Consider the following 12,656-nt stretch of genomic DNA (forward strand, 5'->3'; position numbering starts at 1 on the left):
TTATATATTATTATCTAAATTTTATCATTATCAATTGAATACAGAATCTTATCGTCTTCCTTTATTGTAAATCTTGATGTTGTGCCCAGAAGTTCCTTTAATTTTTCTATTCTTTCATTTATATATTCATCATATTTTGATGGGTCATTTGAATTTTCTCTTATCTTTAATGTGTTTTTTAACAGTGCTATCTGCAGCTTTATCTCAAATTTCTTTCTATCGCTAAATGAATCTATATTAAAGGTTTTTGACATTTAACCTGTATCCCATTATTATTTTATTAACTTTTTCTAAAGAATTATCTTTTATGATTAAATACACATGTATGTTTAATCTTAAAAAAATCAGTGAATTCGCCTACGAACTGCCAGAGGACCAAAGTATGAAAGTTCCTGGTATAATTTATATAAATGATACACTTTTAAAAAATTTTACAAATGATGAGCCAATAAAACAGGTTAGAAATGTGGCATCGCTGCCCGGGATAGTCAAGGCATCAATAGCCATGCCGGATATACATATGGGTTATGGCTTTCCGATAGGCGGGGTTGCAGCCTTTGATTATGATAACGGCATCGTATCTCCCGGCGGCGTCGGTTATGATATAAACTGTGGGGTAACCCTAATTAAAACAAATTTAAAATATCAGGAAGTAAGAAATAAAATTGCTGATATTATTGAAAATCTTTATAAATCAATACCTGCAGGGATAGATCATAAGTCAAGCCTTAGATTGAACCAGCAATCATTAAGCAATATACTTTCTGAGGGCATTTACTGGGCGTTGGAAAATGGATATGCAACAGAAAATGATATGTTAAATACTGAGGAATCCGGAAAAATTGAATGTGATGCATCCTATGTAAGTGAAAAGGCAATGGCCCGCGGTATTAATGAACTTGGTACCCTCGGGGGTGGAAATCATTTTCTTGAGATACAGCGCGTCAGTTCAATTATGGATGATAAAACATCCAAAATGTTTGGCATGGAACCCGATCAGGTCACCATTATGGTACACACAGGTTCACGTGGACTTGGTCATCAGGTGGCAACTGATTTTATAACTGAGATCTTGAATTCTGGGGAAGGTATAAAAAATGAAAATGATAAACAGTTAACATCAGTGTACATATCATCAAAAATAGGGCAGCGTTATATAAACTCCATGAATGCAGCTGCCAATTTCAGCTTTGTTAACAGGCAGATAATTACATATAAAATAAGAAAGGTTTTTGAGGAAACATTCAAAAGAGATTATGAATCACTCGGTATGGATATACTCTACAGCCTTGCACACAATATGGCAAAGCAGGAATATCATATTATAGAAAATACCAAGAGGAAGCTGCTTGTTCATAGGAAGGGTGCCACAAGGGCATTTCCGGCAGGTGTTGCAGAAGGAAAATTTTCAAGTACAGGATATCCTGTTATAATTCCAGGTGATATGGGCACAGCCTCCTATGTTCTTGTTGGTACCCAGGAAAATATGAAAAATTCATTTGGAAGCTCATGCCATGGTGCAGGAAGGGTCTTAAGCAGAAAGGCATCCAATGAAAAATTCACACCGGAATCTGTTCTAAGGGAACTCAATGATAGGGGCATATATATAAGGGCAGCAACAAAAAAGGTTATAACCGAGGAATCACCAGAAAGCTATAAGGATATTGATGAGGTTATAAAGGTTGTTAATGGGGCTAACATCGCAAGGCCTGTACTGAAATTAACGCCGCTTGCAGTCATGAAAGGATAATTTATATTATATTTTTTCTCGTAATTTCTGTTATTCTTTTAATTTTATCATAAAGTTCCATGAATTCTGGAACTGTTAGCTGCTGTGCAGCATCACTTAAAGCCTCCTTTGGATTTGGGTGAACCTCTATTATCAGCCCATCAGCACCAGCCGCAGTACCCGCCATGGCCAGTGGTTCCACGTATCTGTTTATGCCTGCCGGATGGCTTGGGTCTATTAAAACAGGGTATTCTGTTTTTTCATGCAGAACCGGAACTGCAGATACATCAAGTGTAAACCTTGTGGAGGTCTCGAATGTCCTTATACCTCTTTCAACCAGCATTATTTTTTTATTACCGCCAAGTGCAAGGTATTTTGAAGACCCTATCAGCTCATCAATTGTATTTCCGAAGCCTCTTTTAAGAAGTACTGGCTTATTATATTTACTAACTGCCTTAAGAAGAGAAAAATTCTGTGAATTTCTGGAACCTATCTGTATTATATCTGCATATTCCTCAACAAGTGGCAGGTTTTCCTCATCCATAACCTCGGTAATTATTGCCATGCCTGTTTCCTCCCTTGCCCTTGCCAGAAGCTTCAATCCCTCCTCACCAAGTCCCTGGAAGGATTCCGGCTGCGTTCTTGGCTTGAATGTACCCCCTCTGAGAACATTCACACCGATTTTTTTGAGGTCCCTGGCAACGCCAAGTATCTGCTCCTCACTTTCCACTGAACACGGTCCGGCGATCATGAGGAATTTATCATCTGTTAATTCCAACTCGTCATTTATTTTTATGTCAATCATTTTTACCACTAGCTATTTTATTTATTAAACCTTCACCTGAAAGCAGTGCTGTTCCTATAAGAAGCCCGTCATATTTCTTTATTGGCAGGGCCTCCACATTTTCCAGGGAAATACCGCTTTCAAGGACCAGTGGCAAACCAAATTTTTTTAGGAAGTCATATGCATTTTCTGATTCATCTTCTATTTTTAATGTTTCAAGATTTCTTCTATTGTAGCCAAGCAATACATTTTCATCTGGGTATATATTGCCAATTTTTTTCATATCATGTATTTCAAGGAGCACCTCCATATTTAATGAGGCCCCGTACCTTATAAATTCCCTTATTTTATTGTAGTCAAGGAAATCTGCTATCAGCAGGAACACATCTCCACCGATCATGTAGGATGATTTTATCATATCCGTGCTAGATATGAAATCTTTAATTAATATTGGTTTGCTATAGCATTGCACGGATACAGCATCTAACTGATTCCCATTGAAATAATGGGGCTCCGTTAAAATACTGAATCCTGCAACGCTTTCCTTAATCTTATTATAGTATTTAAATATATCATTATTAACAATATTGTTGAAACCTGATGGTGATTTCCTTTTATACTCAGCTATAATTCCTGGTTTTATTTTAGAACTTTTTAATGAATCCTTTAGGCTCAATGTATTTCTAATGCGTTTATTGTCCATAATTAATTCTCTACTGTAATTCTCCCTGTAAATATCATCCACTATCATACTGCATCAATAAAATTTTTTAAGACCCTATATCCATCATTTGTATAGTAACTCTCGGGATGGAACTGGACTCCAAAAAAGTGGTTATCGCGTGAATGGAAACCCATTATCTCGCCATCAGTTATGGATACCGCATCAACTATAATGTTGCTGTTTTCAGTAACGACTAGGGAATGATACCTTATTGCATTAAACGTTTCTGGTATACCATTATAAATGATGCCTTCTGAGTGTTTAATGGCATCTATCTGCCCATGCATAATTCTTTTTGATAGCCTGATATCTGAACCAAGATAATACGCCAGTGTTTGATGCCCAAAGCATATTCCAAGGAATTTCTTATGCCTGTTATTATCTATAAATTCGTACAGTTTTCCACGGTCCTCTATATTTTTTGGATTGCCTGGGCCCGGGGATATTATTATGCCATCATAATCTGATTTTTCAGGGCTTATCATGTCATTTTCCAAAATTTTTACATCAACCCCCATGGATGCAACATACTGGTATATATTATACACAAAGGAATCGTAATTATCAATTATTAATATCCTTTTCATATAAACCACCTATAACAGTTAATGCCTTGGAATACATTTCATGAATTTCATTTTCTGGGATAGAATCCTTAACAATACCTGCACCTGCCTGTATATATGAACCATCTTTATTTTTATATAAACTCCTTATTAGGAGTGCCATATCAGCATAATTCTTGCCGACAATCCCAAGTGTACCGGCATAAGGCCCTCTGGGCTTTTCCTCGTATAAATTTATGAGCTGCATGGCACGCTTCTTTGGTGCTCCGCTTACAGTGCCTGCAGGAAAAACTGCCCCAAGTATATCACCAAGTTTTTCTGTTTTTAATTTGCCGGTAACCTGGCTAACTATGTGCTGTACTGTTGAAAATTTTTCTATGGTCATGGATTTTACCACCCTTACTGAACCAGGTATGCATATCTTTCCAAGATCATTCCTTGCCAGATCAACAAGCATCCTGTGCTCCAGAAGCTCCTTTTCATCACTTAATAGTTCTTTTTCAAGTCTTAAATCCTCGATTTCGTCATTACCTCTTTTTCTTGTTCCAGCAATTGGGTCTATCATTATTTCATTTCCATTTAATGTAAACAGGTTTTCCGGTGAGCTACCTATTATTTCCATATCACCAAATTTGTAGTAATAAACATACATTGATTTATCATATTCCAGAAAATTCCTGAGCAGGCTGATCGCATTAAAACCATCAACATCAAATCTCTTTGATATTACCATCTGCAGAAGTTCACCATTTTTTATTCTATTTATTATCTCAGAAACAATTTTTTCCATATTATTATCCATTATGCTCTCATTTTTTATTTTTTTAGTACTGTTATTTCTCACAATTTTTCCTGTATAAACCTTTTCAGGGATAAGCATGGCCACAGATGGCCATGATGATTTTTTAATCCCTATATCCGGATATATTGAATCAACAAAATCATATGTAACAAACATTGGTACCATGGAAGAATTTTTTAAATATTCATCAATGCAATTTAACTTATCAATTGCATTTTCATTTATCATGATGGGATTCTTATTAGATACAAATAAATATTCAGTACCATTTATTCTGTCCGCATCAAACCTAACAAAGTATGCAAAATTTTTATCAATACATTTTTTAATACTGTTTAAGAGCATTTTTTTCACCTAGTTTTATGAAAAGTTCATCTATCCTTTTTTCCGATTTTTTACCTATTTCACTTTCAAGCGAACTGCTTAAATCTATAAACTCCGGATTTAATGATAAAATATTAGAAACATTTTCAGGGCTTATTTTCCCTGCAAGTCCAATACCTGTAAGATCAATATTTCTTAGATCATCCATGCGATTTACTATACCTGATCTATCCTCTAAGAGTATATAATCGGATCCTGCCTTTTTATATTCATCTATTCTTTCTAAATAATCATTTTTTGAAATGTCTATTACCGAAATTACATTCTTTTTTAGAACATTTTTTATATATTTAACATCTCCCGGAGAGTGATCAAAATGAAGCTGTATAATATCCTCATTGATTTCATTTGCATCAGGCATTGATGTATAAACGCCAACCACGCCGGTTTTCTTAATATTTTTAATCTCTTTTATTAGATCCTCTGTACCATGCCTTTTAACAGAATAATCAAGAATGACGCCTATAAATTCAGCCCCTTTTTTAATTGAGTATTCAGCATCATGCACATTTGTAATTCCACATATTTTTACCTTCAATTAAACACCTCCTTTATTTTATTCTTTACAGATCCAGAGCTGATATGATCAAGCACAATTGAATATGCCTCATCCATGGTACCGGCATAATTATTTACTATAAGTGCAGGAGCAGCATTTATGGCTATAAATTCAGACACCTTTTTGTTTTTACCAAGCATGCCATCCACTGCCATTCTAAAGCTTTTTTCCGGATCCACTGAAATAATATCATCATAGGCTATTTCCATATCAAAAAAATTCCTGGGCCTTATTTTATATGACTTTATATACCCATCAATGATGTAAAGTATTGAATCATCAAATGGGGATATCTCATCCATTCCATCCATTCCAAAAACAACCACCCCCTTCTTATGGTCATGAAGAATTACATTCGCATACATATCTGCTATTTTCTCATCATATGCACCTAAAACCAGATTATGTGGGTTAAGGGGATTTGTTAGGGGTCCTAGTATATTAAATACAGTCCTGAATCCAAGACTTTTCCTCACCGCGGCAAATTTTGCAAAGTTCTCATTGTACTCCGGTGCAAGTATGTAAACATAATTTTTTGCATTAAGATTATTGATTATTTCACTCTCATCCATTTTAAATTTATAACCTAAATATTTCATAAGATCGGCACTTCCGTGGCTTCCTGTGGCGCCAAAATTACCATGCTTGGCTATTTTTATGCCGATCGATGCAAGTACAATACTGGCAGCAGTACTTACATTAACGGTATTTTTTTTATCGCCTCCTGTACCAACTATATCTGTTAAATTACTGTATTTGATATTTATTCTGGCCATAGACCTTAGAGCATCTGCAAATCCTGAAATTTCCTCAGGAGTTTCGCCCTTATTGTGCATAAATGTTAGAAACTGCGCCTTGAATTCATCGGGCATGTTTAGGGCCCTTATTAACAGTTCTCTTGCCTCATCAAATGTTAGATTTTTATAATTTTCAAAATTAAAATCATCATTCATCATCCAGTACACCCCTTATTTTATTTATATAATCTAAAAATCCCTTCTTATCATTCTTTTCCAGCATTTTTTCTATGTAACTTCCTATGGCAACTCCAGATCCACCGTTTTTCATCAACTGTTTTATATCCTCCTCAGTTTTTATTCCAAAGCCATACGTAATCTCTCTGCCGGGCAAAAGCTGATTTATCCTTTCTGTTGTATAATCTATTTCATATGGTATATCTATACCTGTGGATGGCTGAAGTCCATAATAAATCCATGAACTTGTCATTTCTGCTATTTTCTTAATTATATGATCGGGCGTTGATGGTGAAAAAAAGGGTATGTATTCAAAATTTTTATTATTTAAATACGATATTTTCTCCTCGGCCTCTGAATAATAATCTATGATAAGGTCTGGAATTATGATTCCGGAAAAACCTCTTGATATTAAATAGGATATAAAATCCTCAAATTTTGGCCCTATATCAGAATAATATGATAGTGAATACATCTTAATACCGTTGCTTTTAAAATACTGGAATATTGGTTTATAAAACCCATCATTGAAATTCTGATTTCCAACCCTGTGTGTTATCCTTATTGTTGGCCCATCATATCTGGGGTCGTCTGATGGGAATCCAAACTCAATATAGTTTATTTTATTCACTGGCATGGCCATTAAAAAATCTTTTAATGTATTGTTATCCGGATATCCAAGTGTGAAATATGGTATTAGATTTTTCATTTTACCTCACTGGAAAATGGATAAATCCAAAAGTCCGTGTCCGCTCACATTCACAACTATTGTTTTCTTCTCATTTTTATGAGCTTTTACATAATTCAACATTGTTGCTATTGCGTGACCAGATTCCGGTGCTGCTATTATTCCCTGCGTATTCGCAAATGTTCTTATGGCATTTTTTACCTCTTCCTGATTTACCTCATCACTTTTAATTCTGCCCTTATTTATTAAAAGGGATAATGAGGGTGATGCACCATGGTATCTTAAACCACCCGCATATATTGTGGGTGGAACAAAATCTGCACCAAGTGAATACATCCTAACCTCAGGCAGAACCCCGGCAGAGTCCATCAGATCATATTTATAATCTCCCTTGGAAAATTTGGGGACCTCATCTGCTGTTGTGGCAATTATCTCAGTATCTGGATGGTCGGGTATAAATGGAAATGTAAAACCTCCAAAATTACTGCCACCACCAACGCATCCTATTAAAACATCTGCATGCTCTCCAATAAGTTCAAGCTGTTTTTTGGTTTCAAGCCCAATTACGCTCTGGTGTGTAAGTGCACTATTCATTACACTTGCGACCATGTATCTGTAATCATGATCAAGGGCATATTCCACAGCCTCACTTATACCTATTCCAAGGGTTCCCGGATGGTCAGGGTTCTCACTTAATATTTTTCTACCGTATTCGGTCAGGTTTGAGGGGCTTGGAACAACGTTGCCGTTATAAAGGTTCATGACTATTTTTCTAAGCGGCTTCTGTATAAAGCTGACCTTAACCATAAATATCTGCGCTGGAAGCTTATATAATGATGCAGCCAGGGCTGTTGCCGATCCCCACTGCCCGGCACCTGTTTCTGTTGTTACACCATTAACGCCCTCGTTTTTTGCATAGTATGCCTGTGCAATGGCTGTATTTATCTTATGTGAACCTGTGGCCGTGGCGCCCTCAAATTTGTAAAATATCTTCCCGCCATAATCCAGATACTTTTCCAGGTTTTTTGCCCTTATTAACGGTGTGGGCCTTCCTATTTGCTCGTACTGTTCTATTACCTCATCCGGTATTTTTTCATATCTTTTAAATGTAAATTCCTGCCTTAAAACCTCCTTTGGCAGTATTTTATTAAGCAGGTTTATGGATGAAAATTCCGCCTTTGAATCCTTTGGTGGCGGAAGTGGTTCTGGCAGGTCCGGAATTACATTGTACCAGTTTTCTGGTATTATCTCACTATTAATTGCTGATATCATGAATGGTATATTTATACATAATATATAATCATTATTGAATATTATTTATGTATAAATATTTAAATTTTGATGCTGGTATGTATTACAATGGACCCGGATAAAAAACTCCTTATGTTGATAATCCTAAATCCATGTTTTTTGAGTAATTCTGACACCTGATTTGGTGAATAAAATTCTCTTATAGATTCTGAAAAATATGAGAATGCATCAGTTTTTGTTAATGCGTCTCCAATCTTTCTTAGTATTTTATGAAGATAAAAATCAAATAAAAACCTGAAATATGGGTTGTCGGGCTCATATATTTCCATTATAATAAAAAAGCCCTGTTTCTTTAAAATTCTGTGTGTTTCATAAAAATAATTATTTATTTTATCATTAAGGGGCCTTATTAAAAATGCTGATGCGGCCAGATCAAAATAGTTATCGGGAAAATCTGTTTCAGTAGCATCAGCCCGTAATTTTATTAACCTTTTATTTTTAATCTGGTCTAGCATTTTTTGACTTATATCAATGGAATAAATTCTGCCATCCCTAAATTTTGATGTAAGAACATTGCTTAATTTTCCCGTACCAGCCCCAGCGTCGAGTATGAATGAATTTTTTGGAAGCCTTATTTTTTTTACCATAGCATTTCTCCAGTACATATCCATGCCCAGGGTTTCAATGGTTGTAATCCTGTCATAATTTATGCTAATATTTTCAAAGTTGTACATTATTAAACAATAATTATAAGGCATATTATTATATTTACAATAATTATATACCAATACATGGAACCAGAAATATTTGTAAATTTTAAGCATTACGAAAATGCTGTTGGTAAATCATGCGAGGAACTATTAAAGGATTTTAACACACTTAAAAATAAAAATATCTATTATTGTCTGTCCCCAATAGATTTAAGATTGAAGACTGAATTTACCAGCCTTAATATATTCTCTCAGACAGTTGATGCCAATGGTTATGGCGCTTATACAGGTTCTATTTCAATGGAATCATTAATCGATATAGGCGTAAACGGCTCATTATTAAACCATTCAGAGAGACGAATGGCAAAATCAGACATAATTAAAATAATAGAAAAATCAAAAAAGCTTGATTTCAAAATTGTTCTTTGTGTGGAGAGCCTTGATGAGGTTAGAGAGTATTCAAAATACGATCCCGAGTACATAGCATATGAGCCACCGGAATTAATAGGTGGTGATATTTCTGTTTCAAATGCCAAACCTGGCATAATAAAAAACGCATCCGAAATATGCAATGATAGGAATATTAAACTCCTTGTCGGTGCTGGTGTTAAAACATATGAGGATGTAAAAAACTCAATGAATCTTGGGGCTTATGGAGTTTTAATTGCATCTGGTATAATCAAAAATCCGAAACCAATAAATAAGTTAATTTCATTAGGCAATTTATAATACTGGTGAAGTCATGGCAAATCCAAAGAAAGATGAACCAATTTTCGTTGAACCACCGTTCGATAAAAAAGGTTACCTGAAATATGAAAGGGAAAGGGCAAAGGCCATTATATTTGTCTTTTTAATAGGTTTGGTTGTTGGTATATTATCTGCATTTTTTGAAATATACGGTTTCTGGTATCTTGGCGTCCTTTTGCTAATAGCAATTTTATATTTTTTAAACAGAATTATCAAATTTTTGAAAATAGGTTTGCCAAAACAGACCTCACATAAAATATATATGTACGGTGAATTAATAATAACATGGTTTATATTCTGGATAATCGCATTAAATCCACCAGTGCACCTAATTTCAGGCCCAGAAATAGTAAACTTGCAGTTTGAAAATAACAATCACTGGACAAATTTAACAGAGGTGAGTGGAAAATATGACATACCATTTAATGGTAAAACAACGGATCACCTTAGGTATCATACAGACTACAAATATCCCATAACCGCCATATATATAAATGAAACCACGTCGGGAATAACCAGGCCTGTTAAATATACTGAATCCCATAATGAGGTATACTTTAATTTAACTTCTGTAAGCCCTGAAAGCACATATTATGTTCATATTACAGAAAAATCTTCATACAAGAGTACCAGTGAGACCTTTAAATTCTTTATAACCTGATAATAATAGAAAAATAAATAATCTTAATTGTAATTATGAAACTGCGCAGGTGTGGTGTAGCCTGGTAGCACGGAAGCCTTCCAAGCTTTCGACCCGGGTTCAAATCCCGGCACCTGCATAAATATAAAAGTTCGGTTCTGTACCATATTTTGTGTAAATATAAACCCCGGTTAATAATGAAATATTCACAATATACCTTCTTGTTTTCGGAATTTTTCTTAACAATGAAAATAAATACCATCTCAGGCTTTATGCATATAAAAATTATCTAATTTTTATATTTATTGCATTTTCAATAACCATGATACCATCATCTATGGAATTGTATTGCTCAATTTTTACCTTTATAATACCAACGATAATTTTGGGTTATTCATTGAATTATCTTATGGCCTTTTATTATATAAAATACCAGGAGATCCTAAGAACTAACCTTTTTTTCATCTCATCCCCGAACTTCTTTAACAATTCAGGATCCTTTAATATCTCCTCTAAAACATTCTCTATTACTTTAGATTTAAAATGATTCCGGTGCAGCCTCAATTATCCTTTTTGCAATTCCTTGTAGTGCCTCGGATGGCAGTATTTAGCATCCTCAGGATTTACTGCATTGCACCTTGGGCACTTCTTTGGCATCGGCTCAATGATTTTATTCTCATTTGTTTTATTCCATAGGCCTTTAATATTGCATTGTCATGGTCCCTCATTGATAAATGTATATATGTTCTTGTCTGCCTTGATCCATGTACCCATCCCATCTGTGATTCCAATGGTGCCTCTGCAACCTTTGATGCCAGAATCGCCCTAGCATTAGGTAGCTCACCCACAAAATTTAAGAATAAAATATGTGATAACCTCATTAAGTATCATATAATATTATAAAAAGGCGATCCCTGAAACATTTGCCAACGGGATAGAGGGTATTGGGTGTATCCAGGAAGTTTAAGCATCAAAGAGATGATAACTTCCAAAGGTGTATGTTAACATGGTTAACAGAAACTGTAACCTACATAGTATGAATGGAGATCATAAAATGATAAAATTAAAAAGAATTTACTTGCCATATTCGCAGGATGATGGATTTAGAATACTTGTGGAACGTCTATGGCCGCGCGGTATTAAAAAATCAGAGGCACACATAGATTTATGGCTAAGTGACATAGCGCCATCAAACGATTTAAGGAAATGGTTTAACCATGAGGATTCAAAATGGGATGAATTTAATAAAAAATATTACGAGGAGCTCTCAAAAAATAATGCAACAGAAACCCTAAAAGATATAATTAGGGATCATGATGTTGTAACATTTTTGTATTCCTCAAGAAATGAGATGCATAATAATGCGGTTTCACTTAAATATTATGTTGAAAAATACTTATAGCTGCAAATATGCATATCCCATAAGCTGTTTTTCAACAATTTCCTGGACACCAGCATCAACTATGCCGATTCCAATATCTGTCGCTATCAGGTCCTCATCAATATTCTGTTCTTTCAATGAATTTCTGCATGCATTTATTTTTATATTCATATCTAAGAGTTCCTTTATCCTGTTAAGTTCTGGATAATCTTTTAATAGCGATTTTACCGCATTTCTTGTAAATACAACCTCTATAAATGCATCGGGCATTGCCCTCCGCAAATTTTTAATCTGCTTTATTATGGCGTTTATATTATTTATATCATTGCCGTTTACTATAATATTCTGCATGGTTAACATTATTATAAAATCATATTTTTATATTTTTATGCACCAAAGTCTTTATAATTAAAAATAAATTATAGGGTGTCCAAACATACGTCAACTCACTATGTACATTATTTTCCTCCCTGAATTTCCGGTTATTTTATTGGCCATTACAATACAGTTGTATGCAACTATAATTTCTCCTATGGCTATGTCATAATTCCTGTGCCTAACATACCAGATGTACTCCATTCCCAGTATTTCCTTAAGAATGGAAAATGTCCTTTCTATCTCCCACCTCAATTTGTACCTTGATGATTCCTTTTTCCTTAATGCTATACCCAGTTTCCTGTTATAGGTCAATTTATTTTCAACAATTCCTCTTCTCCT

At 34.7% G+C, this 12,656-nt stretch carries 16 protein-coding genes, 1 tRNA gene and 1 pseudogene; 5 read left to right on the top strand and 13 right to left on the bottom strand.

Annotated elements, in window-relative coordinates; translation table 11 throughout:
* Positions 1 to 14: 14 nt before the first annotated feature.
* Entirely contained in the window at positions 15 to 254 is a 240-nt protein-coding gene (locus TZ01_RS07365) for a hypothetical protein (RefSeq protein WP_048102143.1), read from the bottom strand.
* 71 nt (positions 255 to 325) lie between these two features.
* Here TZ01_RS07365 and TZ01_RS07370 point away from each other — a divergent pair, with 71 nt between their 5' ends.
* Positions 326 to 1,750, top strand: a complete 1,425-nt coding sequence (locus TZ01_RS07370) for an RtcB family protein (protein ID WP_048102144.1) — start codon at positions 326 to 328, stop codon at positions 1,748 to 1,750.
* Position 1,751: 1 nt separating this feature from the next.
* Here TZ01_RS07370 and aroF read toward each other — a convergent pair whose 3' ends face one another.
* The 9 genes from aroF to TZ01_RS07415 are packed head-to-tail and all read right to left on the bottom strand — an operon-like array spanning position 1,752 to position 9,195.
* Positions 1,752 to 2,534: a 3-deoxy-7-phosphoheptulonate synthase gene (gene aroF / locus TZ01_RS07375; protein ID WP_052656839.1), complete on the bottom strand. Its 783-nt coding sequence runs from the start codon at positions 2,532 to 2,534 to the stop codon at positions 1,752 to 1,754.
* Entirely contained in the window at positions 2,527 to 3,264 is a 738-nt protein-coding gene (locus TZ01_RS07380; protein WP_048102145.1) for an indole-3-glycerol-phosphate synthase, read from the bottom strand. Before TZ01_RS07380 ends, aroF begins: the two co-directional genes overlap by 8 nt.
* Positions 3,261 to 3,824 (bottom strand): aminodeoxychorismate/anthranilate synthase component II, encoded by a 564-nt coding sequence (locus TZ01_RS07385; RefSeq protein WP_048102146.1) that lies wholly within the window; start codon positions 3,822 to 3,824, stop codon positions 3,261 to 3,263. The genes TZ01_RS07380 and TZ01_RS07385 overlap by 4 nt, the downstream gene beginning before the upstream one ends.
* Complete coding sequence (locus TZ01_RS07390; protein WP_048102201.1) at positions 3,802 to 4,950, bottom strand: anthranilate synthase component I; 1,149 nt, start codon at positions 4,948 to 4,950, stop codon at positions 3,802 to 3,804. Before TZ01_RS07390 ends, TZ01_RS07385 begins: the two co-directional genes overlap by 23 nt.
* The gene (locus TZ01_RS07395; protein WP_048102147.1) at positions 4,931 to 5,527 is read right to left on the bottom strand and encodes a phosphoribosylanthranilate isomerase; all 597 of its coding nucleotides are present in this window, start codon (positions 5,525 to 5,527) and stop codon (positions 4,931 to 4,933) included. The genes TZ01_RS07390 and TZ01_RS07395 overlap by 20 nt, the downstream gene beginning before the upstream one ends.
* A complete protein-coding gene (gene trpD, locus TZ01_RS07400; RefSeq protein ID WP_048102148.1) occupies positions 5,524 to 6,504 on the bottom strand; it encodes an anthranilate phosphoribosyltransferase in 981 nt (326 codons plus the stop codon). The genes TZ01_RS07395 and trpD overlap by 4 nt, the downstream gene beginning before the upstream one ends.
* Complete coding sequence (locus tag TZ01_RS07405) at positions 6,494 to 7,231, bottom strand: tryptophan synthase subunit alpha (protein WP_048102149.1); 738 nt, start codon at positions 7,229 to 7,231, stop codon at positions 6,494 to 6,496. The genes trpD and TZ01_RS07405 overlap by 11 nt, the downstream gene beginning before the upstream one ends.
* Before the next feature lie 6 nt (positions 7,232 to 7,237).
* Positions 7,238 to 8,482, bottom strand: a complete 1,245-nt coding sequence (locus TZ01_RS07410) for a TrpB-like pyridoxal phosphate-dependent enzyme (protein WP_048102150.1) — start codon at positions 8,480 to 8,482, stop codon at positions 7,238 to 7,240.
* A gap of 59 nt (positions 8,483 to 8,541) precedes the next feature.
* The gene (locus TZ01_RS07415; RefSeq protein WP_048102151.1) at positions 8,542 to 9,195 is read right to left on the bottom strand and encodes a class I SAM-dependent methyltransferase; all 654 of its coding nucleotides are present in this window, start codon (positions 9,193 to 9,195) and stop codon (positions 8,542 to 8,544) included.
* Positions 9,196 to 9,252: 57 nt separating this feature from the next.
* Here TZ01_RS07415 and TZ01_RS07420 point away from each other — a divergent pair, with 57 nt between their 5' ends.
* The 3 genes from TZ01_RS07420 (at position 9,253) to TZ01_RS07430 (ending at position 10,697) form a co-directional block, all read left to right on the top strand.
* Positions 9,253 to 9,900 carry a triose-phosphate isomerase gene (locus TZ01_RS07420; protein ID WP_048102152.1) on the top strand — a complete coding sequence of 216 codons (648 nt, stop codon included), beginning with the start codon at positions 9,253 to 9,255 and terminating at the stop codon, positions 9,898 to 9,900.
* A 13-nt stretch (positions 9,901 to 9,913) separates the two neighbouring features.
* Positions 9,914 to 10,579, top strand: coding sequence for a hypothetical protein (locus TZ01_RS07425; RefSeq protein WP_048102153.1), 666 nt, complete (start codon positions 9,914 to 9,916; stop codon positions 10,577 to 10,579).
* A 45-nt stretch (positions 10,580 to 10,624) separates the two neighbouring features.
* Positions 10,625 to 10,697 (top strand) — tRNA-Gly (locus TZ01_RS07430).
* 484 nt (positions 10,698 to 11,181) lie between these two features.
* Here the strand turns inward: TZ01_RS07430 and TZ01_RS07435 are convergent.
* Positions 11,182 to 11,406 (bottom strand): hypothetical protein, encoded by a 225-nt coding sequence (locus TZ01_RS07435; protein ID WP_156150337.1) that lies wholly within the window; start codon positions 11,404 to 11,406, stop codon positions 11,182 to 11,184.
* Between the two features lie 206 nt (positions 11,407 to 11,612).
* On the opposite strand from TZ01_RS07435, the gene TZ01_RS07440 reads away from it, so the two are divergent.
* The gene (locus tag TZ01_RS07440; RefSeq protein ID WP_048102202.1) at positions 11,613 to 11,960 is read left to right on the top strand and encodes a DUF488 domain-containing protein; all 348 of its coding nucleotides are present in this window, start codon (positions 11,613 to 11,615) and stop codon (positions 11,958 to 11,960) included.
* On the opposite strand, the gene TZ01_RS07445 is transcribed toward TZ01_RS07440, so the two are convergent.
* Both TZ01_RS07445 and TZ01_RS09765 read right to left on the bottom strand, forming a co-directional pair.
* Positions 11,955 to 12,290, bottom strand: a complete 336-nt coding sequence (locus TZ01_RS07445) for a DsrE family protein (RefSeq protein WP_162200858.1) — start codon at positions 12,288 to 12,290, stop codon at positions 11,955 to 11,957. The genes TZ01_RS07440 and TZ01_RS07445 overlap by 6 nt on opposite strands.
* Before the next feature lie 90 nt (positions 12,291 to 12,380).
* A pseudogene (locus TZ01_RS09765) lies at positions 12,381 to 12,656 on the bottom strand (transposase); the annotation flags it as partial.

This window comes from Acidiplasma sp. MBA-1 (assembly GCF_000949015.1).
Taxonomy (GTDB): domain Archaea; phylum Thermoplasmatota; class Thermoplasmata; order Thermoplasmatales; family Thermoplasmataceae; genus Acidiplasma; species Acidiplasma aeolicum.

Bases quoted from the DNA above. Each gene is read 5' to 3' on its own strand.
- TZ01_RS07365 (WP_048102143.1), bottom strand. From the start codon at position 254: ATGTCAAAAACCTTTAATATAGATTCATTTAGCGATAGAAAGAAATTT.
- TZ01_RS07370 (WP_048102144.1), top strand. From the start codon at position 326: ATGTTTAATCTTAAAAAAATCAGTGAATTCGCCTACGAACTGCCAGAG.
- aroF (WP_052656839.1), bottom strand. From the start codon at position 2,534: ATGATTGACATAAAAATAAATGACGAGTTGGAATTAACAGATGATAAA.
- TZ01_RS07380 (WP_048102145.1), bottom strand. From the start codon at position 3,264: ATGATAGTGGATGATATTTACAGGGAGAATTACAGTAGAGAATTAATT.
- TZ01_RS07385 (WP_048102146.1), bottom strand. From the start codon at position 3,824: ATGAAAAGGATATTAATAATTGATAATTACGATTCCTTTGTGTATAAT.
- TZ01_RS07390 (WP_048102201.1), bottom strand. From the start codon at position 4,950: ATGCTCTTAAACAGTATTAAAAAATGTATTGATAAAAATTTTGCATAC.
- trpD (WP_048102148.1), bottom strand. From the start codon at position 6,504: ATGATGAATGATGATTTTAATTTTGAAAATTATAAAAATCTAACATTT.
- TZ01_RS07405 (WP_048102149.1), bottom strand. From the start codon at position 7,231: ATGAAAAATCTAATACCATATTTCACACTTGGATATCCGGATAACAAT.
- TZ01_RS07410 (WP_048102150.1), bottom strand. From the start codon at position 8,482: ATGATATCAGCAATTAATAGTGAGATAATACCAGAAAACTGGTACAAT.
- TZ01_RS07415 (WP_048102151.1), bottom strand. From the start codon at position 9,195: ATGTACAACTTTGAAAATATTAGCATAAATTATGACAGGATTACAACC.
- TZ01_RS07420 (WP_048102152.1), top strand. From the start codon at position 9,253: ATGGAACCAGAAATATTTGTAAATTTTAAGCATTACGAAAATGCTGTT.
- TZ01_RS07425 (WP_048102153.1), top strand. From the start codon at position 9,914: ATGGCAAATCCAAAGAAAGATGAACCAATTTTCGTTGAACCACCGTTC.
- TZ01_RS07440 (WP_048102202.1), top strand. From the start codon at position 11,613: ATGATAAAATTAAAAAGAATTTACTTGCCATATTCGCAGGATGATGGA.
- TZ01_RS07445 (WP_162200858.1), bottom strand. From the start codon at position 12,290: ATGCAGAATATTATAGTAAACGGCAATGATATAAATAATATAAACGCC.